A 24950-nucleotide genomic window follows, 5' to 3' on the forward strand; every position below is an offset into this window, starting at 1 on the left:
CCTTACAACGATTACCCACACAATCCGAGTTGGTTAATATCTTAACAATTTCGTGTTATACGGAGGAAAAGCGTTGGTTTGCCCAGGTAGGCTGAACTATGCTGTGGTTTCAATGCCCAAATGCGCCAAGGAGAGAGCATGACCACTAGTCTGATGATCGCCAACCGGCAGGCCTGGTTTGGCAAGGGCAGCATCCAGCACCTGATCCCACTGCTCCAGGCAGAGCCGCAAACCACGCTGCTGTTCACCTGCCGATCGTTCCTTAACGGTACCCTCTATGCTGAACTGGCCCCGGTGCTGACGCCGTTGCTGGTAGGCAAAGAAATTGTCGCCCATGAGGCCTCCCCGCAAGAAATCGACCAATGGGTAGCACGCTGGCGAGGCCAGGTGCAAAGAGTGGTAGCCATCGGCGGAGGTAGCGTGCTGGATGCCGCCAAGGCGTTCGCTGCCCTGATCCAACACCCGCTGCCAACCCTGCGTTACATGGAAAAAGTGGGTGACAGCAAAATCAGTGGCGCAACGCTGCCGTTGATTGCCATCCCCACCACCGCAGGTACCGGTAGCGAAGTAACCCAAAACGCAGTGATCACCGATACTCAGGTCACCAAGGTGAAAGCCTCTTTGCGGCATAATAACTTTGTGCCACAGGTGGCGATCCTCGATCCTGACCTGCTGAAAGGAGCGCCAGACCATGTACTGGCCTATTGCGCTATCGATGCCTTTACTCATCTGTTTGAAGCCTACCTTTCCAAGACGGCCAGCAGCCTGTCGCGCGAGATGTCGTTGAGCGGCATCCATCATTTCCTTTGCGCCTGGCCGGTTCTGAAACAGAGCGATGAGGCCCGCGAAGCGATTATGCAGGCTTCCTACCTGGGTGGCCTGACGCTGAGTATGGCGGGCCTGGGTGTGATCCACGGCATCGCGGGCGAGATTGGGGCATTGCGTGATTACCACCACGGCCAAGTGTGCGGCCGCCTGCTGCTGCCGTTCCTTGAATTGCTGGGGGAAAGCGAGCAGCCGCAACAACGTGCATTAATGACCGAACTGGCCCTGCGGCTATTCCCTGAAGAGCAGGACAGCCCGGCGCGCTTTTTGATCGACTTTATCACGCGCCACGCCATCGCCCCGTTCTGGCAGGACGAGCTATCCCTTAGCCAGGCGGAACTGGCCATCGTACTGGAGAAGTCCAACAGCAAGAATTCCTGGCTCAGCTACACTAGCGAGCAACGGAGATTAATGATCGATGGGGCGTTCTTGATTGAATGATAATATAATCAGCACTATAGGATCGCGGGAGCACAACAATGAGTTTGGTTGACTGGATTTTAGGCGGTATCGCCCTGGGGCTGATCGTCGGCGCGCTGATGAAGATATTCGGCAAGAAGAAAGACGATTAATACGGTGCTCCCCCTCTGCATTCAGAGGGGGAAGCCGTTAAATGCGGCTCAGGCAGTCCAACGCCACCGCTTTGAAGCTGTCGAAATTGTCACTGCCCAGCAGGCGGGTCATCGAACGTTCGCGCACAAAGGTGACGAACAGATCGTAGATCGCCATCGCTTCCTCGTAATCGTTTTTGCTGATCGCCAGCAAGAAAATGACGTGTGCCACCTCACCTTCTCCCCACGGGATACCCTGCGGTGCCAGCAGCGTGACCACCACTGTCTTTTTCGCCAACAGCCCCAAAGAGTGCGGCAGAGCAATCCCCTCCCCTAGCAAGGTAGAAACGATGGCCTCCCGCTCAACGACCGAAGGGTAAAAATCACTGCCCACATAGCCTTCCTGCTCCAACTGAGCGCAAACTTTGCTAAACAGCTGCTCCTGCGTTAGCGGCTCGTTGACGATCATAAAGTGGTTGGCATCAAAGAATTTTTCCAACATATACGGCTTGGTGCGATCGACCAGCACCAGCTTGCCCAACTGTTCTAGCTGATACTCCGTTGGGAACGGCGACATCACGACGACCGGCTTGTTCTTCTCGCTGATGCGCGCATTGGAAATGATAAAATCTTCGTCGATACTGGCGAGAATTTCGTAATCACGCAGCGAAACGATGCGTGTTACCACCAATTGCGGATACTTGCGCGCAATCTGCGCCTGGATCATCCGCACCGTAGAGTTACCGGTATCGCACACCAGCATCACCTGCGGATGGCGCTCATAACCAATGTTGTAGTGCCGCTCCAGGCCGACGCCAATATGCAGCACCAGGTAGCCGATTTCGTTCTCGCTCAGGGTATAAGGCGTGTGTTTACCCCAGCTCGAGACCGCCGCCAGCGTCACATCATAGGCCATCGGATAATGCTGCTTGATATTGGCCAACAGCGGGTTCGGGATATTGATCTGGTATTTCACCCGGGTGATCATGGTTTTGATATGGGTGAGCAGATCGGCCCGCAGCTGCTTGTCGTTCTGCAGGTTGTAGTTATAGTGCGAGTTAATGTAGGACAGGATGTAATCCACCAGCGCCTCTTCGTCATCGGCGTTGATTTTGGTCGGCTGCACTTCCTGTACTCTTCTGGCAGCAATGTTGACCCGCAAATAGGCCTCTTCCGCCGCCGCAATCTCTTTACCCGTGGCCTTGCTCAGTTCACCCGCCAGCCAGGTTGACGCTTTGCGCACCGCATCATCACCATCTTCCACGTCAAAATCCTGCAACGGATAGCCGTCCGTGATGCGCCGCAGCGCCACGGCACAGTAGAAGATCAGATATTGCTCGCCCTCATCGGTCAGACGAATGGCATATTGCGACAGCAGTGGGTGCAGCAACCCGGCAAAGGTCAATACCTGCGGCTGATGAAGGATGTCATTGTTCAGCAATGGATTTTCCGCATCCGCCAGATGCAGTTGAAACAGCAGATCGGTCAGGCAGGAGCGGATCGCCATTTCCGCACCAAACAGCTTCATACCATAGCGCGGCTTGGTTTCGATGGTTAACTGGTAATGCGCCAGGCGCTCTCTCACCTCAGCCATGTCGTTTTGCAGCGTACCTCGGCTGACAAACCATTCATCGGCCAGATCTTCCAGCTTCATCGAGAAGGCTGAGGTCAAAAAGCGAATCAACAGATAATGCACCCGCTCCTGCGCACTGCGCGGCGTAGCGTGCTGTTTACGTTCCCGATGCTGGAGTGCGCTAAACCGGGCCTCATCATCAACCTGCAGGCGATATCCGGCCCCGCGGCTGTGGACAAACTGCGCACCATAACTCTCCAGGATATCGTTCAGCGCGGTGATATCAGCGCGTACCGTGCGGGTAGACACGGCAAAACGCTTTGCCAGCTCGTCCTGCGGCAAGGTTTCAGACTGCAAAGCATCGAACAGCGATGCCAAACGTGGGTAGGGAAATCTCACCATTCTCTTTCCGTTATGAACGTGCCCGCCTGAGGGGTCTGGCGGGCAACTGGTTACTTCGCCGCTGGCAAGAACACCATTTGTGAAGGGCTGCCCACCGGGGTGTAGCCTTCAACAAAACTGAGCTTGCCGCTGAGCTGGTCTACGCTAAAGCGGGTTACGTTATCGCTACGCTGATTCATGGCATACAGATAACGGCCACTCGGATCCAAAGTGATAGTGCGCGGATAGTCGCCTCGCGTCCAGGTCTCTGCCACCGGTTTCAGTTCGCCCTCGCCGCTTACGCTGAACTGCGCAATGCTGTTGTGCAGACGATTGGCGACATACAGATTTTTACCATCCGCAGCCAAGGCCATGCCAGCGGCAAAGCTGGTCCCCTTATAATCGGCAGGCAGGGTTGAAACTGCATGTAACTGTTTCAGCGTCCCATTTTGGCTATCAAAGCGGTAGCTGGTTAGTGTAGATGCTTCCTCGTTGATTAGTAGGACAATTTTACCATTTGGATGAAATATGAAGTGGCGCGGGCCAGCTCCGGCGGAAGAGGCGGCGATCCACGGCGGATCGTTTGGCGTCAGCTTGCCGCTGGCGGCATCGAAACGCCACTGGTAGATACGATCCAGCCCCAGATCGGTAGAGAACACGAACTTGCCGCTCGGATCGCTGGCGATCATATGCGCATGCGGGCCATTGTGATCGCTGATGGCAAAGCTGCCTTCCACCGCGGCGGCGGGTTTGGCCGCACCCGCAGGGCCAACATCTTGTTGCACAGAACTGGCGGCTCCCAACTTGCCTTCGCTGTCGATCGGGAACGCCGCAACGCTGCCACTGACATAGTTAGCCACCAGCAGATGACGGCCATCCGGCGTCAGAGAAAGGTAAACCGGCCCCGCGCCTTGTGAATCCACCTGATTAAGCGGCGTCAGGCTGCCGTCCTGAGGGTTGATGCGATAGGCGACAATGCCCCCGTGCTGGGTGCCATTAAAATCTGCCACCTCGCTGGCAACGTACAGCGTCTGTCCTTTGGCATCGGTGACCAGTTGGGCCGGATTAGGCAGGCTGCTGACCAATGTCTTGGCACTCAGCGCCCCGGTTTTCGCATCCACCTGCATGCGATAAACTCCCTCACCGTTCGGGTTATAGGTACCAATATAGGCAAAATGAGACGACGTGGGTTTCATTGCATCCTCAGCATGTAACGCCGGGCTGGCGATAGCCAACAACGCCAGGGACAGCGCGCTCCACAGCGGAGCGATTCGTAATTTCGAAGCCTGCCAGTTTCGCATAGTTATCCTTTTGACCGATAGATAGGGACAAAAAGATGCCCCTCACCCTAACCCTCTCCCGAAGGGAGAGGGGACCGTACGTGCCACAACTTAACTCCAGTATCCAACCGCCACATCAAATCGAACATGCCACTGCTTTACACCACACCTAACCACAACTCCGTACCAGCTCCCTCTCCCGAAAGATGAGGGGACAGAACGTGCCACAACTTAACCTCAGTATCCAACCGCCACACCTAACTACAACACCGTCCCCCCCTCAAGAGAGTTAAACAAGCTACAGACTCACTCCTGCACCTGATAACAGCTCCGGACAGCTCCCTCTCCCGAAAGGTGAGGGGACCGTACGTGACACAACTTAACTCCAGTATCCAACCGCCACACCTAACTACAACACCGCCCCTCTCAAGGTAGTTAAACAAGCTACAGACTCACTCCTGCACCTGATAACAGCTCCGGACAGCTCCCTCTCCCTGTGGGAGAGGGTTGGGGTGAGGGGCCGCGGATTTACCCCACCAGCCGCTTGGTGATCTCCAGCAGCGTTTTGACATCTTGCGGGCGAGTATCACCACTGGTGGAATCAATAATGGAACTGTAGATATGCGGGATCACCTGCTTCACACCGGCTTTCAACGCAATCTCCAGGATCGGTTCGAAGTTTTCCAGATCGATACCCCCGGTCGGCTCCAGCATAAAGTCATGCTCGGCACAGGCTTTCGCCACGTACTCATATTCGTCCTGATGCTTCAGGCCGCCCATCGGGAAATACTTAATCGAGCTGCCGCCCATGTCTTTCAACAACGCAATCGCGGTCTCTACCGGCACTATGCCATCCGCTGCCTGAGCACTCAGTGGCCCGGTGGAAATCTTCACCCAGCCCACGCGACCGGTTGGGGAGACCAGGCCGTTCACCACGGTTTGGTTTTGCTTCAGCAATGCACGGCTGGCACCGACGCCGGTGAATACCTGGTTCACATGCTGGGGTTGGACATGCTCGGCGATCAGGCTGACCATATTCGACTGCTTGGGATCGCCAGCTCCCAGGCCCACGGAAAGCGCGTTCTCGATCAGGCGTGCATAATGCGACATATCCGCCACGGCACTCTCAACGTCTGGATAGTTTTTGGAAAGAACGCCCACCAGCACGTGCCCCTGCGCCGCATTATAGATGTCCTGCGCGTTGGCTTTTGAGCCAGCCAGCACGTTAAGGCAAACGCGGTCTTTATAGTAATTAGGCTTCAGCTTCATGCTTGGTTCTCCGTAAACAAATTTTTAATACAGGTAAAGACGGTCATCAGCTGCTGCTCGTTCACGCTGCGGACATCCACCTCAATCTTGCCTTCGTTGGCCTTGTAGCCACGGAAATAGATGGCGATATCACCGGTTTTCAGCCGCTGGACGATTTCCACAGTCGACATCCCCAACACCGCTTCATCAAAGGTGATTTCAACGCGGGCAATATCGCGCCCTGCGCTGTCCCAGACGGTTTTGGCACTGATGCCATTCAGGGTATTCAGTTGGCTGATAAACGGCGTCATGCGCTCTACCATTTGCGCACCGGTGGTTTTCTCCGACGTCAGGTAGCTTTCAATCGCCTGCGTCAGGCCGAGGATGCCCTCTTTACCCACCTTCATCGCCCGGCCAATACCGCCTGACTGCTGCTTCACCCACTCTACGTATTGCTTCTTGCCGATCACCAGCCCGCTGGTTGGCCCTTCAATAGCCTTGGCACCGCTGTAGATCACCAGATCGGCCCCCATCTGGTAGTAACACATCAGATCTTCTTCGGCAGCGGCATCGACGATCAGCGGCAGGTTATGCTTACGTGCCACCACGGCAGCCTGTTCGACGGAGAGAATGCTTTTCTGCACGCAGTGGTGAGACTTGACGTACAGGATGGCCGCGGTCTGCGGGGTGATGCAGGCTTCAATCTGTTCAGGGGAACATTCGTTGGCATAACCTGCTTCCACCACCTTACCGCCGCCAAGGGCGACCATGGTATCCACCGGCGCACCAAAGTTGACGTTATGGCCACGCGGCAACACGATCTCACGCGGCTCGTTCACCGTAGCGGAATGCAGGTTGACCAACAGGTTGGCGTTGTCCTTGACGATCACCGCCGCCACCGACTGGGCAATACCGGCAGAAGCGCAGGAAACAATCACCGCGTCTTCCACATTCAGCAGGCCAGCAATATAGGCGCCGGTCTTGTTGACCAGATCCTTGATTTCAAAGTAATGATTCAGGCCATAATCCACGGCGTCAATCACCTCCTGGCGTGGCGTAGAAACGCCGAGAATGGTCATGCGGCCGGAAGTATTGATCACCTGCTTTAAGTTATATTTTTCATAGACTGAAGACATGAGCGGCTTTCCCTTGTTCGGTTAATAGGATTTCCCCGGCCACCACGGCGGCCAGCGGCACCAACAGTTGTTCGCCATTCACGGACTCCCCTTCGGCGTCGGCAAACACCTGCGGCCCCTGGCGGAGATCAAAAATGGTCAGGTCGGCATCAAAGCCGGGTTTCAGCTGCCCCTTGGTGGTCAGGCGCAATGCCGCAGCGGCATTTTCCGTTACGCAGCCAATGACCTGCGCCAGAGAAAGCCCAACGGTAAAGAATTTGGACATCACCGTCGCCAGGCTGTGCACTGGGCCAGCCAGACGGTTGCGACAGTAGATATCGGAACTGATGGTGTGTGGGAAGATCCCCAGCGCGATGGCCTGACGGGCAACCTCAAAGCTGAAGCTGGCCGAACCGTGGCCTACATCAAGTAACACGCCACGTTTTAACGCACGTTGGATCGACTCGCGCAGCGTACCTGACGGGGTCAGAATGCGGTTCGGTTTACCGTTGTAGCAGTGAGTGATGATGTCGCCCTGGGTCAGCAGATCGGCGATCTCGTCCAGATCCGGCGGGTTATTGCCGATGTGTACCATCAGCGGCAGTTGCTGGTTTTCCTGCTGGATCTCTTTGGCCAACACCAACGGTTTGGTGCCGTTCTGGCCCACGACGCTGCTGCTCATGCGCGCCTTGATACCAATGACAAACCCCGGCTTGCCGTCGATGGCCTGTTTGACCTGCTGCTTATTGATATCCGCCATATCAGCCAGTTCATTCTGCCTTAGCAGACCGATACGCGAGATATTGAGGAAGGCAAAGACGTTGGTTTTGGCGCTGCGCGTCAGGGCATAGAATTCATCGATATCGTCAGTGCCGGTGCTGCCAGCATCCACCACCGAGGTGACGCCGCTGCTCACGCCCACCAGGTCCGGGTCGTCATGATAAATCGGTGAAGAGGGATAACAGTGTACGTGAGAGTCGATCCAGCCAGCGCTCAGGCGGTAGTTCCCCGCCAGATCCAGTTGTTTGTCGGCACGGGCATCAGCCGCCAACTGCCCGACGACGGCAATCTTGCCCGCCTCAATAGCCACATCGGCCAGGGTGTCGTCCACCAGCCTGGCGCGCCGGATGATTAGGTCATACATACTTCGCTACTCCTTGCCAAACCCTGGGCGGTTGACCCAGGGCTTGGGACTTGATTAAGAAATGGCTACCGGGAAGAATGCCCCCAAGATCATGGCCCCCAGGATCGCGCCGCCGGTGATCGGCTTGCCCCAGATGTAGAACAGCAGCGCACCCAGCAGGGAACCCAGGCCGATCGGGATCGAAGCGGCCATGGCAGACAGGATGATCAACGGCCCAAGGAAACGCCCGGAAGAGTTACCTGCCCCCATCATCACGTCCGCCCCGTAGGTGGAGTCGCTCTGGCTGATGGTAAATTTACGCGCCAGGATAATCAGGTAACCAATCGCCAGGCCAATGACCAGGCCAGTAACCAGCGAGGCGGCAAAGTTGGCTACCGGGAAAACAATCCCCGCGCCCAGTAACAGTGCAGGAACACCCAGGCCAACCCCGGTCTGGATCGCCCCGCCAATATCCAGGATCCCCACCAGAGAACCTTCGATAATGCGGGCAAACAGGAAGCTGGCACCGAACGCCGCCACCGCACCGTAAACTCCGGTGTCCATCCCGGCACGCAGCATGGAAACGAAGGCCACTTCGTTAAACGCGCCTATGCCATACAGGTAATACATGTGTGTCCCGGCAAACACGCCGGACGAGAGCAGGCCAACAAAAATCGGGAACGACCAGTCGGCATACCAGAAGCCTTTGTCTGCTTGTGCTTCCATCATTCAGCTCCTTATTTTCCGCTCAGGGTGTTATGAATGGCATCCAGCCAGCCAGGCACGCCCAGGCTGAAGGATTCGAGAACTTTCATATCAAAGCCGCGGAAGAAGCCGCTCAGCACGAACAGCAGCACAATCGCCACCATCATGATCTTGGTGACTTTATTCCAGCCGCTTTCTTCAACGCCCTTGCCAATCAGGATACCCAGCACCAGACCCGGTACGGCGTTACCCATGATCAGCTGTGCCAGACCACCGAAGATGGTGCCCCAGAAGCCAGAACGTTTGCCCGCTTCGATCGCCGCCAGCCAGAAGATCACCGGCATGACGGTGTTCACCAGCAGGTTGGCCGCTGGAACCAACACTTTGATGGCCGTGACCTGCAAGGCTGCTGGCACTGCCGAAGCGGTGGTGTTAAGGAAGGCCACGACCAAAATGCCGATGATGCCGCAAGCGATGGCCATCTTTTTTGGATCGTGCATGGTTTCCGCGACGTTGCGGTTTTTGATCATCAGGGCTGCTGCGCCCCAGTTAGGAATGATGCGATGGTCAACGTCCTGCGTGAAGGCACCCGCCGCCACTGAAGACGCCCAGGCGTTGAAGAAGAAGCCCAGACCAAATGAGAAATGAGAAGCCGGATCGCCTTCGCAGGAGTTCAGCTCACCCAAGGTACGGAACGCTCCCATACCCTGCGTCGTCGGTGCGTGGAACATACGTGCAGCACCGGCCCCTACACCGACGCCAACCAGCCCGCCGATAATAATCGACTTAAATAAGATGATTAAAAACATCAGAATATCCTTCTTATGTCATGCCCAGTGGATCCCAAGACGCAGCCATAGCGGCTACAGCTTGAAACACGACGGATATAACGTTTTTATTTCTGGGTGAAGACCACCTTTTCGGTATTGATGATCGTCACGTTCACGGTTATTTCTAATGAAACGGCATAGCTTTTTCTTTCACGCGCCAGGAAGAAGAAAAGAAATTTTTCTTTGGTGGTTCTCTCTTCCGCCTTTACTATTTTGACATCCTGCGGTTCGATACGCAGCAGAACATTATTGGTGGATTTTAAAATCACGCCCTGTACATTGGCTAATGCACCGGCAAAGGCTTTAGCTTTACTATCGCCTTTGCCCTCCACGTTAACCGAGGTAGTATAAGTTTCTTTCATTACGGATTGCCGTATTTTTTGACATAAGCTTCCACTAGCCGCTGGCCTAATTCTTCTTTATCCATAAAGCCAAAGCCTAATACATTGCAGCCTTCGTTAATTGCCGTCACGCCTTCTTCGATAGAACGCATACCATATCTGGATTTATAACCATATTTGGTTTGTGCGGTGATCGCTCCAGCGCCACCGCTGCCGCAGAAGGAAATGCCCAGTTGCGCATTCTCTGCTTTCATCACGTCACCCAGCTTCATATCCGCAGCCATGCCAGGGATCACAATCACCTTGGCACCTGCATTTTCAACGCCTTGGCCCACTTTCTGGCCTTTACCCAGCCGATCGCCGATCACTACGGTAATTTGTCCCATGGGGTTTTTCTCCTGAATAATTTTAATCAATTAAACGTTATTGGTCGTTATCTTTAGCCACTTCAAAATGAACCGAAAGCAGATACGCCTCTTCAATCGGTAACGTGGCAAACTTATTTACCACTCGCTCTGCCAGTTGCATCGATCCGGCAGAAATTTCATCAAACAGTGATTTATCAACTTCCGGCAAGGGCTCACCTGTTATTGAGCGCAACACCATCGCGCGGATATGGGATTCCAACATTTGTTGTTGCACCGCATTGGTGTAAATATTCTCTTCACCCAACATGGCGGTAATATCGGCCAACAATTGAGTGGTAATCGCTGCGGCCTCACTGATGTCAGTCTGTTCCCTGTTACTTACCGAAGCAGTTCCGTCATTCACTTTGCAGTCACCTCTGGATCCAGCTATTTATCCGTTAACGGTAAAGCGCTTTACCTTTACCCGCTTTCTTTAATGTCTTTACCCTAACCCTTGGGGCATTGCTTGTGTAGCGCGTTTTTTTCCAGTTCGAACTGGAAATTAAGTGACGCCAAGGGATCCATTTCGCAAAATCGGGGGTTTTTACGCTAAGTAAATGAGATTGCAAAAAGAGTTTGCAATGCAGAGTTGCCAGTTGGCAGCGCGGCGCAAAAAACTTCGTGATCGAGATCTCTTTCTTTTCCGGCCCTAACAGCCTACTATCAGTAGGACAAACCGACATTTTTCACACCCCCGCGCCCAAAGGTGCGGGGGTGTTGCTTTTGTGTTGTTTTCCGAATTTATGGCGCAGAAAGGGCGCCCTTTGATTGGACTGGAGAGTGGAATGACCAAACCAACCATTACCATTAATGAGCTGGATGCGGAACGCCTGGATGCGCTACTGGCACAGCCAGCCTTTGCCAATACTGACGTCGCCGCCGCGCTGAACGCTGAACTGGATCGCGCTGACATTGTGCCGCCATCGCAGATCCCTGCACACGTCGTCACCATGAACAGCCGCGTACGTTTTCGCGATCTGCATACTTCAGAAGAACATGTGCGCACGCTGGTTTACCCCGCCTCTCTCAAAGACAGCGCTGAACAGCTGTCGGTGATGGCACCTCTGGGTGCAGCACTGCTGGGAATGCACGTGGGTAAACAGATCAATTGGCAATTGCCAAACGGCGAAGAAGCCCGCATTGAAGTGTTGGAATTGCTGTATCAACCTGAGGCTGCGGGCGAGTATCACCGCTAAGTCAGGTTTCCGGGCGGCCATTCAGCCGCCCTTTTTGTCAACGCTACGTTGATTGCCGCAGTACGCTTAACGGAATTTCTTGTGATTGGCATCGCGGGTTTGCTTGAAGCCCTCCGCCACTTTGCGCGCGTCCTCCAGTTTGCCCTGATTCGCCAGCGCCATTGACTGATCGATCTGCCCGATCAGCGTCGCCAGCCCTTGACGAAACTCCTTCATCTCCGGGCTGTCTGGCGCTTTGTTTTCCAACTTCGGCGGTGTGCCTTTCTGGGCATCCGTAGCCGCAGCACGCATATTCTGCAGGCTCTGCTTGAAGGTATCGGTGGAGTCGGTTTTCAATACAATTTTGTAATTGGCGGCCAGGGTATCCATGTCATCAGCCAGTTCGGCTGCCATCACCCATGAACTGGCTCCCAGCAGCGTCAGTGCTGCCAACACTTTCAATGTCTTCTTCATGCTCACCTTCCCGTTATTGTTTTAGTTAACCCGTTATAAACATAGGCATGGAACGGTAAAACCGATACCTGATATTTGTAAGGAAGGTTGAAGCGGAGAAGTGGGGAGGAGCGTCTCAGCCCTCTCCCACAAGGAAAGAGGACCGATCGAGTTCATTGATTGCTCTGCGTAATACCTTGCTTTCTTTGTTCTTACTCCCGACTTTCCGAAGCAGTAAGGACCAACCACATACTCTGGACAGCTCCCTCTCCCTGTGGGAGAGGGTTGGGGTGAGGGGGGATTACTGCCCTGCGATCTTCATTTCCGGCAGCAGCACGGAACCGCACTGGATATTGCTGCGCAGCTCAATATCGCTGCCGATGCTGACGATATTGCGCAGCATATCTTTCAGATTGCCGGCAATGGTGATCTCGCTGACCGGATACTGGATCTCACCGTTTTCAACCCAGAAGCCAGAAGCTCCGCGTGAGTAATCGCCGGTAATCCCGCTGACGCCCTGCCCCATCAGCTCAGTGACCACCAGACCGGTGCCCAACTGTTTGAGCATGCCCGCAAAGTCATCGCCCTGACCGGCAATGCGCCAGTTATGGATCCCGCCCGCATGACCGGTACTATGCAGCCCCAATTTACGCGCGGCGTAGCTGGTCAGCAGCCAGGTTTCCAGCACGCCGTCTTTGACGATGTCGCGGCGCTGGGTGCGTACGCCTTCACTGTCGAACGGCGTAGAGGCCAGCCCTTTCAACAAGTGCGGATGTTCTTCAATGGTCATCCACTCCGGCAGGATCTGTTTACCCAACGAATCCAGCAGGAAGGTGGATTTGCGATAAACGCTGCTGCCGCTGATAGCCCCAACCAGGTGGCCAAACAGACCGGTAGCCACTTCTGAGGCGAACAGCACCGGCGCTTTCATGGTTGACAGCTTGCGTGGGGAAAGACGCGCCAGCGTGCGGCGGGCGCATTCCTGGCCAACCCACTCAGGGCTGGCCATATCGCCCATAGCCCGACCAATGGTGTAGGCATAATCCCGCTCCATATCGCCATCATGTTCGGCGATCACACAGCTGGAGAGCGAGTGACGACTGGAGCAATAGCTTTGCAGCATGCCGTGGCTGTTGCCGAAGACCTTGATACCGTAATGGCTGTTGAAGCTGCCGCCTTCGGTATTGGTAATCCGCTTGTCGGCCGCCAGCGAAGCCTGTTCGGCACGGGCTGCCAGCTCGATACCACGTTCGGCATCCAGCTCGGTGGGGTGGAACAGGTCCAGATCCGGCGCGTCAAACGCCAGCAGATCTTTTTCCGCCGGGCCAGCATGGGGATCTGGTGAAGTGTAACGAGCAATATCCAGCGCCGCCTGAACGGTACGGGCAATGGCATCTGGATTAAGATCGGTGGAAGAGGCACTGCCTTTGCGGTTTTGATAATAGACGGTAATACCTAACGCGCCGTCGCTGTTGAATTCGACGTTCTCCACTTTACCGAAGCGGGTGCTGACGCTGATACCGGTGGTTTTGCTCACGGCAACTTCTGCCGCATCGGAACCGGCGCGTGCCAGCTCCAGCGCCTGTGAAACGGCGTTTTCCAGCGCTTTGCGCTGCTCTGCAACTTGGGTGACTACTTTCATCAATCGGCCATAGTTAATCAGAAAATCGTTGAGAAAAGTGCCGTGTCGGCATGGTTTTGCGCGCAATAACGCGCCAAAATAATTTCAGGCTGCGCCCGCTGGCCACAGCCCGATGTACTTTTGAGTCTAACAGGAACCGCGTGGAATTTCGCATAAAGCCGGCAACCTGTTAGGATTAGCCTCTTTTTAACGGAGCCTACCATGAACAAACAGCCTGAAGACTGGCTCGACGAAGTCCCGGAGAACGAAAACGAGGACGATGACGAGATTATCTGGGTCAGTAAAAGTGAAATTAAACGTGATGCCGAAGCGCTGAAAGACCTGGGAACCGAACTGGTTGAACTGGGTAAAAACGCCTTGGAACGCATCCCGCTGGATGAAGATCTGCGTGCCGCCATCGAACTGGCGCAAAAGATCAAGAAAGAAGGCCGCCGCCGCCAGATCCAATTGATCGGCAAAATGCTGCGTGCTCGCGATGTCGAACCGATCCAGACCGCGCTCGACAAGTTGAAGAACCGCCATAACCAACAGGTTTCACTGTTCCACAAGCTGGAAGCGCTGCGCGATCGCCTGGTAGCAGAAGGTGATGACGCGATCCCGTCCGTGCTGGATCTGTATCCACAAGCCGATCGCCAACAGTTGCGTGCCCTGATACGTAATGCGCAGAAAGAGCAGGCCGCTAACAAGCCGCCAAAATCATTCCGCCAAATCTTCCAGTACTTGCGAGAGCTGGCAGAGGCACAACAGTGATCGTCAGCGGCATCGCTGCGGGATGGACCCCGTTCATCCCCGCTGATGCGTCGCTGCGCTGCTCGTTTCACGAATATTGAACCGCAGGTTGCCCTCCAGCTCTTCCTCCGCTTCTTCAAACAACAGAATAATGGCACCAAAGCGGCGTTTGCTGCGGGCGTTGAGATTGAGAAATTCAATCTCGACCGGCAGGCTGATGTCGCCGGTCACCACGTCCCACAGCGCGTCCAGGTTGGCGCCAAATCCTTCACCCAGTGCAAACCGCTCGGCAAAGTGGCGATAGAACGCTGGCAAGTCCGCTATCTGGTTAAAATCGAACTCTATTTTCCCCATCGGCTCACTCCATCCGCATGAAGTTCTTATAATGGTCGCGTGTGACATAAATCAGACCGTCACTGGAATACAACAGCCGATCGGCACCGCGTCGGCCGCATTGGTAGTTGATATCCGCTTCGCGCCATACCCGGTTGTTGGCGGTCGGTAATTGCCCTTCACGGTTGGAAAAACGGTCGCCGCCAATGGCCTTGCCCGGCAATACTTTGCACAGATTACCGTCACGCGCATCCCAACCCTGCTCACGAGCCTGCTTTTTGGTGATGTAGTAATCAGGCAGACGCTGGTGCTGTTGCACATAGCTGACCACTCGCTGCTGCTGCGTCAGTTGTTCAATGCTCTCTGCCACCGGGGTCGAATCATTGGTCAGAGCCCGATCGCCATCCCCCTGCAGCGCACTAAACCCCGCCACCAGCAAAGCAATCAGCATCGCAATAAGCGTACGTTTATTCATACTGTCCCTGCATATATAGCAAAAATTAATGAATCAAAGATGACCAAGATGTAACCATTTCGCATCCAAAAGGCCTGACGCTCGAGCAAAAACCGCAATTGATACGGAATTATTATGGTTTGTGAGGCCTTCCTGCATGCATTTTAGCCCCCGTAGTCGGGGGACGTAAACCATGCAGTATAGCCTTTGACGGGAAAGTGAAAATATCAATCAATCAGCGCGTGACGGTAGCGATGCAGCATATCGGCCAGGCGTTTTACCGGCCCGGTGACGCTAAGCGGAGCGAGGTTATCCACCAGCTTTTGTTGATATTCATTCATCTCTTTGAGTAACCGATCGTAGTAGTAAGCCCGCTTCACATCGTTCTTGGCGGTGACCACGTGGTCGGCGGTGCTGCGGATCTGCTTGTGGAACACCGAAAGCTCTTCCCGCTCCGGGATCTCGGTCATCTGCATCCGCTGGTGGGCAATAATCAGGTTGAGCGCCAGCCGGTATTTGGCAATGTCGTTCGGGAACATCATCAGCAGCTGGTTCAGGCGCTGATAGAGCGCAGGCAGATGGTTTTCCTTACGGCGCGCCGCCTTGGTGGTCAACGCCGAAACGGCGCTGCTGACCAACTGATTCATCAACGTGCGGCCGGTGCGCTCACGTGAGGTATCACGGATCAGGAACAGCACGATCATCGCCACAAAGCAGCCGATAATCTGGCCGATGGCGCTGTCGATAAACGAGGAGACATGGAAACTCATCGGATTGCTTAACACGATGATGTTAATAGTACTCGCCAGGGTGCCTAGCGATCCCAAACGGCGTTTCTGCACTTCGATCCCTATGACAAAGGACATGATGCCCAGGCTCAGACACAACAAGAACATGCTTTGCTGGGTTTCCGGCAGAATAAACATATAAAACAGCGCACCGAGCGGCAACGCCACCAGCACGCCCAGCAGGAAGTCGAGCGCCATCATTTTTGGATTTGGCGTACGCATCGCCAATGCGGTCACGACGGCGATCATCACCATACAGCCGCTGCCGGACGTCCAGCCGGTCCACAGCCAGAACAGGCAGCCTATTGAGGTCGCCGCCCAGGCTCGCAGCCCGTTGATCATGGCATGGTGGCCTTCCGCCGACGGCCTCTTCACCACCACTTCCCCGGCCAGTATCTCGTTTTCTACCGCGTTGATGCCGCTGTTGGTATGCACGCCTTTTGCCACCAGCAAATAGCGCGTCGCTGCGCCCACCCAGCCGGTGACCGTTTGCAGATGTTCATCGCTACGGTTGGTTGCCAGCACCTGGCGCACCAGCTTCAGGCGTTTATGCACTTCCTGCGCGGTTTCCGCTGGAACCATCAGCAGCTCGCGGATATTTTCCTTCACCGCATCCGGGTGATTGAGCAAAATCAGGTAGGTTTCACAGGCCTGGGTAATCAACGTCAGCGAAAGCGTATGTAACGCATGCAAGCGGCTGTTAACCCGCTGCCAACGCGATGATTCCAACATCAGGTTGCTGCGCATCCCGTTGATGGCGGTGGTGCTTTTAACCAGATCGCTCCAGGCGCGGTCGATATCTTCCTTGCCGGCATCGCTGATACACATTTGCATCAGCTTGTACTGCCCCACCAGCAGTTGATCCACCGCACGATCGATATCCTGTTTGATCGAACGCGGGGAAAACAGCAGGTCGGCCAGGACCGCACTGAGAATACCGAGCACGATCTCGCTACAGCGCTCTACGGCGAACTGTGGCGCGTCCAACAGTGAGGTTGTGGTGTTTGTAGTGGCTGCGGAGGTGACGATGATAATCAGCGCCGTGTAGCCCGCCAGCCCCCAGGCATAGGAGTTTTCGACCTTCACCAGCGAGGAGATCCAGGTACAGACCCCCAGCCAGACGCAGCAAAGCATCAGCATCACCACCGGCGCACGCGCACAGGTAACGATAATCAGCAAGCCGACAAAGCAGCCGATAAAGGTGCCGATAATACGCAGCCAGCCACGATAGCGGATCGCGCCAGAGAAAGGTTCACCCCCAGCGGCAAAGGCCGGGCCGGCAGCCACAATGGCCGCTGTCAGCACCGACCAGCGCGGGGTTTCCAGATTGAGGTGAAAACCGACAAACAGGGCGAAGACGATCGCAAAGCTGAGCTTGCAGGCAAACCGCAGCCGCAGAAAGGTTGGGCTGTTCATTAGCCGAACTCACGCAACCGATGCATCAGCCGGATAAACGGCGAGCCGCTGTCGATGCTGCGATCGTTCTTGCCGGTTATGACCACGGTCGCGGTGGTACCCGCCGGGTAAGAGTGTTGCTGATCTTTCTCATCGAGAATGATTTTCACCGGCACGCGCTGTGCCAGACGCACCCACTCCAGATTGCTGTCGATCGACGCCAGCCCCTTGCTGTTTGGGGTACTGCTGCTGTTATTCACCGCCGCGGCCAGGCTATCGACGGTGCCGTGCATAATGCGGTTGCTGCCCAGCGGGGTGATCTCGGCACGATCGCCTTTGCTCAACCCTTCAAGCTTGGTTTCTTCCAGATAGGCGATGACATAGAAACTGTTTTTCTTCACCAGCGCCACCGCTGTAGAACCACGGGTGATAAATTCCCCTGCGTGGACGTTCAGGTTGGTGACCCAACCGTCTGCTGGCGCACGCACCGTGGTCCGTTCCAGATCCAACTGCGCCAGATCGCGCACGGCGATCGCCTTGGCCAACTGATGCTGCACGGTTTGCAGCACGTTATTGGATTGGTCGATCTCTTCTTGTGACATCGCCTGGATCCCCAAGCGCACACGGCGGCCCGCTTCACGCTTCTTCTCGGCCGCCAGCGTCTGATAATAGGCCACATCGGCGTTGGCTTCGGCCAGTGCCTGTTGGTAACGTGGCTGGTCGATCACCATCAGGATCTGGCCCTGTTTCACCAACTGGTTGTCGGTGATCGGCACGTCGGTCAGCAAACCGCTGACATCTGGAGCAATCGCCACCACGTCGGCGGTGAATTTGGCATCACGCGTCCAAGGCGATTCGGTGTAAAACGCCCACGCCTTGAACACGGCGATGGCCGCCAACAGAACCAGCAGCAAGGTGATGGCAATGCGGAGTATTTTTAATGACAGAGTTTTCACAGCAGCCTCAAACGAAAAGACACGAAATCAGATAAAACAAACAGCAATACAGCGCGGTATTGAACAACGCCGGATGCCAGACAAAATCGTAAATCCCGGTCGGCTGCAGCAGGCGGCGTATGACGAAGAACAGGGCCAACGACGCTAACAGCTCAAAAAATACCGGTGGGAACGACAGTCCAAAAATGACCATAACCGGAAGCAAACTCATCACTTTATCCTTAATTGTTTACTACACCGGGGGTTTTCCCTGCTGATTTCACATTCCATTTACATTCTAGCGCACGGACGCCAAACGTTATGATCTGGTAGTTGACCAGGCCATAAACCTGAAAAAGGGTTAAGCTAACAGCAGGCTTCCGCGAGAGGGAATGTATGGATAACCGGAGGGATCGTGCGGCCACGGCAGTAAACCGCGGCATAGCTGACCACGCTCAAGCGTTCAGAAGATCTTTACACCCGACGCGTTATATTAGCCTGCTTACTATCAACTCATCTATAATCTGTGATCTAAATCACTTTTAAGCCAGAGTGAACAATGGAAAGACTAAAACGGATGTCCGTGTTTGCCAAAGTCGTTGAATGTGGGTCATTTACCGCGGCAGCACGCCAGCTCGACATGAGCGTTTCATCCATCAGCCAGACAGTGTCCAAACTGGAAAATGATCTACAGGTGAAGCTGCTTAACCGCAGCACGCGCAGTATCGGCCTGACCGAAGCGGGTAAAATCTACTATCAAGGCTGCCGCCGCATGTTGCAGGAAGCCGCCGAGGTTCATGAGCAGCTTTATGCACTGAACAATACGCCCATAGGCACGCTGCGCATCGGCAGTTCCTCCACCATGGCGCAAAACGTCCTGGCGACCATGACCGCCGATATGCTGCAAGAGTATCCTGGTTTGACGGTTAATCTGGTCACCGGCATTCCAGCCCCGGATCTGATTGCCGATGGCTTGGACGTGGTGATCCGCACCGGCGAACTGCAAGATTCCAGCCTGTTTTCCAAACGCCTGGGTTCGATGCCGATGGTGGTCTGCGCCGCCAAGAGCTACCTGACTCAACATGGAACACCGCAAAAACCGTCGGATATGGTGAATTTTTCCTGGTTGGAATACAGCGTACGGCCCGACAGTGAGTTTGAATTGATGGCTCCCGAAGGCATCAGCACGCGTATTTCCCCGCAGGGGCGCTTCGTGACCAACGATTCACAAACCATGATCCGTTGGCTCAAGGCCGGGGCCGGGATTGCCTATGCGCCACTGATGTGGGTCATCGAAGAGATTAAACGCGGCGAGATTGAGATCCTGTTCAAGCGCTACCATTCAGAACCCCGCCCGGTTTACGCCCTGTACACCGAGAAGGACAAGCTGCCGCTCAAGGTGCAGGTGTGTATTAATTACCTGACGGAATACTTTAAACGCGTGGCAGAAGTGTATCAGGGCTATCGCTGATGGCTTCCCCTTATCCCTGGAGTTTACTCCAGGGTAATAAGTTTGCTCTAGCTGATATATAGCGTTTACTGCTATAAAAGCGGTCACTCATTTTATTAATGCTAATTATCGAAAGTATTACCCTTCATTTGATTCTCATTCTCTACTGAGAACTCTGCTGTATTCACTCGGCTTTACCGATCGGTTATGCGGAAACTTCCGCCATAGTTGCGGGTAATAAACCACCGCGATAATTGTTTGAAGCATATCCTGCCAATCTAACCAAAATGCCCATTCTGCTACCGCTTTCGCGTGCTTGCTTACGCCCCTGCGGGTGTGATTTATTGATGAATTGGCGCAGGTGCGCCCAATTATCATTATCGCCATAAATAATAAAAACCAGGCTTCATTATTCATTATAGGAATCACCATGGAAAAGATCTCACGTACGCACGTGGTATATGCCATGTCGCGCGATAACGCCCCTGTGGCCACCGTTGCCAGCGGCAGCGACGTTTGTTTTGAAACCTGTGACTGCTTCGAAGATCAAATCGCCTCTGAACAGGCCACCTTCACCGAACTGGACTGGAGCCGCATCAACCCGGCTACCGGGCCGGTTTACGTGCAGGATGCGAACCCCGGCGATGTGTTACGGGTAGAGATTAAACGTATTACCCCAACCAGCCATCAGGCAGTCATGGTCACCGCTCCAGGCCTGGGCGTCATTGGCGATGAGCTGCAACAGCCACAGATCCGCACCGTGCCGCTGGAAGACGGCTTCGCCCTGCTGCCTGGCGGCGTGCGTTGGCCGTTAAAACCAATGATCGGCGTAATTGGCGTAGCCCCAGCCGAAGATCCGATCCCCTGCGGCACTCCAGATGCCCACGGCGGCAACATGGACTGCAAAATCATCACCGAAGGCTGCACGCTGTGGCTGCCGGTTAACGTTCCCGGTGCGCTGTTTGCGCTCGGCGATCTGCATGCCGCAATGGGCGATGGTGAAGTCTCGGTATGCGGGCTGGAAATTCCCGGCGAAGTGGTGGTGAACCTGAGCGTAGTCAAAAACCGCGCGCTGCCCACCCCGATGATGAGCACCATTGATACGCTCTATACCCTGGCATCCGCCAAAACGCTGGACGAAGCGGCAGAATTGGCAACCCGCAATATGGCACACTTCGTGGCGGACTATAGCCAGGTCTCGCTGGCCGACGCCATCAATCTGCTGAGCATCACTGGCGATCTGCAAATCTGTCAGGTGGTCGATCCGCTGAAAACCTGCCGTTTCGCGCTGCCACGCAGCGTTGCCGAGCAGTTAAACCTCCAGTTGGATTAGGGATAGCGCCATGTCTGTAGAACAATTTGGTTATAAGCAGGAACTGCACCGTACCCTCACCCTGAAAGATCTGGTGATTTACGGCATGATCTTTATGGTGCCGATCGCGCCGTTTGGCGTGTTTGGCTACGTGTGGGAAGGCGCACAGGGCATGGTGGCGCTGGCCTATCTGATCGGCATGGTGGCGATGTTCTTCACCGCCATGAGCTACTGGTCAATGTCCCGTGCTTTCCCGGTTTCCGGCTCGGTCTATGCCTATGCCCAGCGCGGCATCCATGAAACCGTCGGCTTCTTTGCCGGTTGGCTGATCCTGCTCGATTACATCCTGGTGCCGTCGTTGCTGTATATCGTCAGCGCGGCGGCGCTCGGCCCGATCCTGCCAGAAGTACCCGCCTGGGTGTGGATCGTGACCTTTATCGTGATCAACAGTGCGATCAACCTGGTGGGGATCCAGTTCACCGCCAAGGCCAACCGCTACATCCTGGTGGCGGAGATCGTGATCCTGACCATCTTTGTGGTAATGGGCCTGACGGCACTGTATTCCGGCGAAGGTTCCGGTGGCCTGACGCTGAACCCGCTCTACAACGCCGAGAAATTCAGCCTGCCGCTGGTGATGGGTGCGGTATCTATCGCGGTGCTGTCATTCCTGGGCTTTGACGGTATTTCGACGCTGTCCGAAGAGAGTAAAGGCGGGGCCGATGCCGTGGGGAAAGCCTCGCTGTATGCGCTGTTGTTGGTAGGGTCGCTGTTTATTCTGCAAACCTGGATTGCCGCCGATCTGGCTGCGGGCCAAAACTTCACTAACCTGGATACCGCGTTCTACGATACCGCCAATCTGGCGGGCGGTTCCTGGTTAAAGCAGGCGACCATCTGGGCGACGGCGCTCTCCTGGGGGATTGCCAATGCGTTAGTCGCGCAGGCCGCCATCTCCCGCATTCTGTTCGCCATGGGGCGAGACCGCCAATTGCCGAAGATCCTGGCCAAGGTACATCCACGCTTTAAAACCCCTTACGTCAGCACCCTGCTGGTCGCGGTGATCTCCCTCGGTTCCGGGCTGTACTTCAACGGCAGCATCGACAACCTGAGCCGGTTGGTCAACTTCGGGGCGCTGATGGGCTTTTTGATCTTGCACCTGTCGGTGATTAACCACTACATCATCCGCCAGAAGTCCAAGGCCTGGGTAAAACACCTGCTGTTCCCACTGATCGGCCTGTCGATCATCGCCTTTGTACTGTACGAGATGGATATCGAAGCCAAAATCCTCGGCCTTAGCTGGCTGGCGATCGGCATCGTGTATTACTTTGTGCTGCGCGTAGTGCTGAAGAGAGAGCCAGTGCTGAAGCTGGAAGACTAAGCCAGCAATCTGCCCCTGCTGGGGCAGATTTATCCAATCCTTTGATGACGTTAACAAAACGGCCCGCTGGTCATACCCCTCTACCCGCCGCTAGGTTATGCTCGCAAAAAACCTGCATCAGGAACAATCATGAAGAAAATCATACTGGACTGCGATCCTGGGCATGACGATGCGATCGCGATGCTACTGGCATGGGGCAACCCAGATATTGAACTGCTGGCCGTCACCACCGTCGTCGGTAACCAGACGCTGGAGAAGGTCACGCGCAATGCGCTGGCCGTGGCGCGCATTGCCAACATCACCGGCGTGCCCTTTGCCGCTGGCTGCTCGCGGCCGCTGGTACGGCAAATTGAAGTCGCCCCCGACATCCACGGCGAATCGGGACTCGATGGTCCCGTTTTACCGGAACCCACTCTGCAATTGGCCGATATCCACGCCGTCGACCTGATCATTAACACCATCATGGCGCACCCACCAGGCACCGTAACGCTGGTGCCCACCGCTGGCCTGACCAACATCGCCATGGCGGTGCGCAAAGAGCCCCGCATTGCCACACGCGTGAAGGAAGTGGTGCTGATGGGCGGCGGTTACCACGTAGGTAACTGGAGCGCAGTGGCTGAATTCAATATCAAAATCGATCCGGAAGCCGCGCATATCGTGTTCAACGAACCCTGGCCGTTAACCATGGTTGGGCTGGATCTGACGCATCAGGCGCTGGCCACGCCAGAAGTTAGCGCGCGCATCGCCGCTATTGGCACCGGCCCTGCGAAATTTGTCGTCGAACTGCTCGAGTTCTTCGGCCATATGTATAAGCAGGCGCAGGGTTTCACTTCGCCACCGGTACACGATCCCTGCGCGGTCGCCTATGTGATCAACCCCAACGTGATGACGGTGCGTAAGGTGCCCATCGATATTGAGCTGACCGGTACCCTGACGCTGGGGATGACGGTCGCGGACTTCCGCTTCCCGGCCCCGGCGGATTGCCATACTCAGGTGGCAGTGAAGCTTGATGAAACCGCCTTTTGGGATCTGATTGTGGATGCGTTGGAAAGAATTGGTGAAGTTGAGGTTTGAGGCACGGTTGGGAGTAAAGTGTCGTGCAAACGCCCGACACTTCATTCAAGCCGGCATTATGCGTAGTATATTGAAAGTGTTCTTTGTTATCGGATGTCTCTCATGGCTTACTCTATCGGCGAATTTGCCCGGCTTTGCGGAATAAACGCAACCACATTGCGCGCCTGGCAGCGTCGTTACGGCCTGCTTAAACCGATGCGCACCGATGGTGGACATCGCCAGTACAGCGATGATGATGTCCAGCAGGCGCTCAAAATTCTCGACTGGGTAAAAAAAGGGGTAACCATCAGCCAGGTAAAACCCCTGCTCGCGCGCCCGGCAGAAGGTCCGACAAACAACTGGCTTACTCTGCAAGAAAAAATGCTGCAGTTGCTCAAAGAGGGAAAAATTGAATCGCTGCGCCAGCAGATTTACGTTTCTGGCCGCGAATATCCTCGCCCGGAGTTGGTCACGGAATTACTGCGCCCGCTGCGCGGTAAATTCTCTGCCAATATTCCGGCGATGATGACCCTGCGCGAGATCCTGGATGGCATTATCATTTCCTATACCTCATTTTGCCTCGAAAGGGACAAAAAAGCGGCAGGGGATAACTATCTGATCACCGGCTGGTACCTGTCAGACCCGTGTGAAATCTGGCTGGAAGCCCTCAAGCGTACTGGTCAAGGACAGCACATTGATGTCCTTCCCGTTCCGCCTGCCAGTCTGGCTCCAGAGCTATTTCCTGAACGAAAATGGCTGCTGGTCATGACAGGTAAACTCACCCCCACCCGCAAACAACAGATTGAACTGTGGCAACAACAGGTGATGTCTCTTGAGGTCATTACTCTTTGACGTTGTGCTTGCGTTAATTATCACAAAAGGTTGAATATTTATTTTTCACCAGGATGCTACCTTTTTCCTGTTTGTTTAACCCCTACAGGAAATCATGATGAAAAAAGCTACCGGTCTTATTCTGCTAACCTCTCTGGCAATGGCTCCTGCCGCATTCAGTGCCCCTGCTGGCACGCTGAGCGTCCATATTCTGAACCAGCAGACAGGGATCCCCTCGCCGAATGTCACCGTCACGCTTGAAAAAGAGCAGCAAAACAGCTGGGTCACGCTGGCTAGCGGTAAAACGGACGAAGACGGGCGTATCAAATCTCTATATCCACAGGACCAGGATATGCTGCCGGGAATTTACAAAGTGACCTTCAAAACCGGTGACTATTTCCACCAACAGCAGCAAACGTCGTTCTTCCCGGAGATCCCGGTGATGTTCACCGTCACCAAGACCAATGAAAAACTGCACATCCCCCTGCTGTTAAGCCAGTATGGATACTCTACCTACAGAGGAAGTTGAAGATAAAGCCAGCTCATGTTGCACAGTTAACAGCATGAGCTGGCAAACTTAATACGTTGAAGCGAATGAGAAAATAATTATCACCTCGCCAAAGTTGGACAAACTACAATAATTGTG

General features: G+C 54.9%; 27 protein-coding genes. 9 read left to right on the top strand and 18 right to left on the bottom strand.

All coding sequences use genetic code 11. From position 1 onward, the window contains the following. Window positions 1-138 precede the first annotated feature (138 nt). Entirely contained in the window at window positions 139-1266 is a 1128-nt protein-coding gene (locus tag KGP17_RS24330; RefSeq protein WP_021806966.1) for an iron-containing alcohol dehydrogenase, read from the top strand. Window positions 1267-1434: 168 nt separating this feature from the next. On the opposite strand, the gene KGP17_RS24335 is transcribed toward KGP17_RS24330, so the two are convergent. The 10 genes from KGP17_RS24335 to KGP17_RS24380 all read right to left on the bottom strand — a co-directional run bounded on the left by KGP17_RS24335 (window position 1435) and on the right by KGP17_RS24380 (window position 10698). Further along, a complete protein-coding gene (locus KGP17_RS24335) occupies window positions 1435-3351 on the bottom strand; it encodes a transcription antiterminator (RefSeq protein WP_021806967.1) in 1917 nt (638 codons plus the stop codon). Window positions 3352-3401: 50 nt separating this feature from the next. Further along, the gene (locus KGP17_RS24340) at window positions 3402-4631 is read right to left on the bottom strand and encodes a lactonase family protein (protein WP_021806969.1); all 1230 of its coding nucleotides are present in this window, start codon (window positions 4629-4631) and stop codon (window positions 3402-3404) included. Between the two features lie 507 nt (window positions 4632-5138). Further along, complete coding sequence (locus tag KGP17_RS24345) at window positions 5139-5879, bottom strand: KDGP aldolase family protein (RefSeq protein ID WP_209523893.1); 741 nt, start codon at window positions 5877-5879, stop codon at window positions 5139-5141. Beyond that, complete coding sequence (locus KGP17_RS24350) at window positions 5876-6994, bottom strand: DgaE family pyridoxal phosphate-dependent ammonia lyase (RefSeq protein ID WP_024483728.1); 1119 nt, start codon at window positions 6992-6994, stop codon at window positions 5876-5878. Before KGP17_RS24350 ends, KGP17_RS24345 begins: the two co-directional genes overlap by 4 nt. Beyond that, complete coding sequence (locus tag KGP17_RS24355) at window positions 6978-8117, bottom strand: amidohydrolase/deacetylase family metallohydrolase (protein WP_223498531.1); 1140 nt, start codon at window positions 8115-8117, stop codon at window positions 6978-6980. The genes KGP17_RS24350 and KGP17_RS24355 overlap by 17 nt, the downstream gene beginning before the upstream one ends. A 54-nt stretch (window positions 8118-8171) precedes the next feature. Next, window positions 8172-8822, bottom strand: coding sequence for a DUF4310 family protein (locus KGP17_RS24360; protein WP_037376237.1), 651 nt, complete (start codon window positions 8820-8822; stop codon window positions 8172-8174). 11 nt (window positions 8823-8833) lie between these two features. Further along, a complete protein-coding gene (locus tag KGP17_RS24365; RefSeq protein WP_021180718.1) occupies window positions 8834-9610 on the bottom strand; it encodes a DUF4311 domain-containing protein in 777 nt (258 codons plus the stop codon). 86 nt (window positions 9611-9696) lie between these two features. Then, window positions 9697-9993 (bottom strand): DUF4312 family protein, encoded by a 297-nt coding sequence (locus tag KGP17_RS24370; protein ID WP_021180719.1) that lies wholly within the window; start codon window positions 9991-9993, stop codon window positions 9697-9699. After that, window positions 9993-10358 carry a glycine-rich SFCGS family protein gene (locus tag KGP17_RS24375; protein WP_021180720.1) on the bottom strand — a complete coding sequence of 122 codons (366 nt, stop codon included), beginning with the start codon at window positions 10356-10358 and terminating at the stop codon, window positions 9993-9995. The genes KGP17_RS24370 and KGP17_RS24375 overlap by 1 nt, the downstream gene beginning before the upstream one ends. Window positions 10359-10395: 37 nt before the next feature. Beyond that, a complete protein-coding gene (locus KGP17_RS24380; RefSeq protein WP_370572534.1) occupies window positions 10396-10698 on the bottom strand; it encodes a glycine dehydrogenase in 303 nt (100 codons plus the stop codon). Between the two features lie 466 nt (window positions 10699-11164). Here KGP17_RS24380 and rnk point away from each other — a divergent pair, with 466 nt between their 5' ends. After that, window positions 11165-11575, top strand: coding sequence for a nucleoside diphosphate kinase regulator (gene rnk, locus KGP17_RS24385; protein WP_223498532.1), 411 nt, complete (start codon window positions 11165-11167; stop codon window positions 11573-11575). A 66-nt stretch (window positions 11576-11641) separates the two neighbouring features. Here the strand turns inward: rnk and cybC are convergent, their stop codons facing one another. After that, window positions 11642-12028 (bottom strand): cytochrome b562, encoded by a 387-nt coding sequence (cybC, locus tag KGP17_RS24390; RefSeq protein ID WP_021806974.1) that lies wholly within the window; start codon window positions 12026-12028, stop codon window positions 11642-11644. A gap of 280 nt (window positions 12029-12308) precedes the next feature. Next, window positions 12309-13649, bottom strand: a complete 1341-nt coding sequence (pmbA, locus tag KGP17_RS24395) for a metalloprotease PmbA (protein WP_223498533.1) — start codon at window positions 13647-13649, stop codon at window positions 12309-12311. Window positions 13650-13850: 201 nt separating this feature from the next. Here pmbA and yjgA point away from each other — a divergent pair, with 201 nt between their 5' ends. After that, window positions 13851-14399 (top strand): ribosome biogenesis factor YjgA, encoded by a 549-nt coding sequence (yjgA, locus tag KGP17_RS24400; protein ID WP_021180727.1) that lies wholly within the window; start codon window positions 13851-13853, stop codon window positions 14397-14399. A gap of 33 nt (window positions 14400-14432) precedes the next feature. Here the strand turns inward: yjgA and KGP17_RS24405 are convergent, their stop codons facing one another. The 5 genes from KGP17_RS24405 to aaeX form a co-directional block, all read right to left on the bottom strand. Continuing rightward, window positions 14433-14732, bottom strand: coding sequence for a barstar family protein (locus KGP17_RS24405; protein WP_021806976.1), 300 nt, complete (start codon window positions 14730-14732; stop codon window positions 14433-14435). Window positions 14733-14736: 4 nt separating this feature from the next. After that, window positions 14737-15186 (bottom strand): ribonuclease, encoded by a 450-nt coding sequence (locus KGP17_RS24410; RefSeq protein WP_179248540.1) that lies wholly within the window; start codon window positions 15184-15186, stop codon window positions 14737-14739. Between the two features lie 206 nt (window positions 15187-15392). Further along, window positions 15393-17369 (bottom strand): p-hydroxybenzoic acid efflux pump subunit AaeB, encoded by a 1977-nt coding sequence (gene aaeB / locus KGP17_RS24415; protein WP_021806978.1) that lies wholly within the window; start codon window positions 17367-17369, stop codon window positions 15393-15395. Next, window positions 17369-18304: a p-hydroxybenzoic acid efflux pump subunit AaeA gene (gene aaeA / locus KGP17_RS24420; RefSeq protein ID WP_021806979.1), complete on the bottom strand. Its 936-nt coding sequence runs from the start codon at window positions 18302-18304 to the stop codon at window positions 17369-17371. Before aaeA ends, aaeB begins: the two co-directional genes overlap by 1 nt. Window positions 18305-18311: 7 nt before the next feature. Continuing rightward, window positions 18312-18515 (bottom strand): p-hydroxybenzoic acid efflux pump operon protein AaeX, encoded by a 204-nt coding sequence (gene aaeX, locus KGP17_RS24425; protein WP_021180732.1) that lies wholly within the window; start codon window positions 18513-18515, stop codon window positions 18312-18314. Window positions 18516-18842: 327 nt separating this feature from the next. Between aaeX and aaeR the strand changes: the two genes are divergently transcribed. Beyond that, complete coding sequence (gene aaeR / locus KGP17_RS24430; RefSeq protein WP_037376242.1) at window positions 18843-19754, top strand: HTH-type transcriptional activator AaeR; 912 nt, start codon at window positions 18843-18845, stop codon at window positions 19752-19754. A gap of 135 nt (window positions 19755-19889) precedes the next feature. Here the strand turns inward: aaeR and KGP17_RS24435 are convergent, their stop codons facing one another. Next, the gene (locus tag KGP17_RS24435) at window positions 19890-20150 is read right to left on the bottom strand and encodes a hypothetical protein (RefSeq protein WP_223498534.1); all 261 of its coding nucleotides are present in this window, start codon (window positions 20148-20150) and stop codon (window positions 19890-19892) included. A 13-nt stretch (window positions 20151-20163) separates the two neighbouring features. Here KGP17_RS24435 and KGP17_RS24440 point away from each other — a divergent pair, with 13 nt between their 5' ends. From KGP17_RS24440 to uraH, 5 genes are all read left to right on the top strand, one after another. Further along, the gene (locus tag KGP17_RS24440) at window positions 20164-21066 is read left to right on the top strand and encodes an acetamidase/formamidase family protein (RefSeq protein WP_209529551.1); all 903 of its coding nucleotides are present in this window, start codon (window positions 20164-20166) and stop codon (window positions 21064-21066) included. Window positions 21067-21076: 10 nt separating this feature from the next. After that, a complete protein-coding gene (locus KGP17_RS24445) occupies window positions 21077-22420 on the top strand; it encodes an APC family permease (RefSeq protein WP_021806982.1) in 1344 nt (447 codons plus the stop codon). Between the two features lie 129 nt (window positions 22421-22549). After that, window positions 22550-23494, top strand: coding sequence for a nucleoside hydrolase (locus tag KGP17_RS24450; RefSeq protein WP_179250585.1), 945 nt, complete (start codon window positions 22550-22552; stop codon window positions 23492-23494). Window positions 23495-23596: 102 nt separating this feature from the next. After that, window positions 23597-24325, top strand: coding sequence for a MerR family transcriptional regulator (locus tag KGP17_RS24455; protein ID WP_021806984.1), 729 nt, complete (start codon window positions 23597-23599; stop codon window positions 24323-24325). Window positions 24326-24422: 97 nt separating this feature from the next. After that, window positions 24423-24833: a hydroxyisourate hydrolase gene (uraH, locus tag KGP17_RS24460; RefSeq protein ID WP_037376255.1), complete on the top strand. Its 411-nt coding sequence runs from the start codon at window positions 24423-24425 to the stop codon at window positions 24831-24833. The last annotated feature ends 117 nt before the right edge of the window (window positions 24834-24950 follow it).

Origin of the sequence: Serratia sp. JSRIV001 (assembly GCF_019968745.1) — a bacterium.
Lineage (GTDB): Bacteria > Pseudomonadota > Gammaproteobacteria > Enterobacterales > Enterobacteriaceae > Chania > Chania fonticola_B.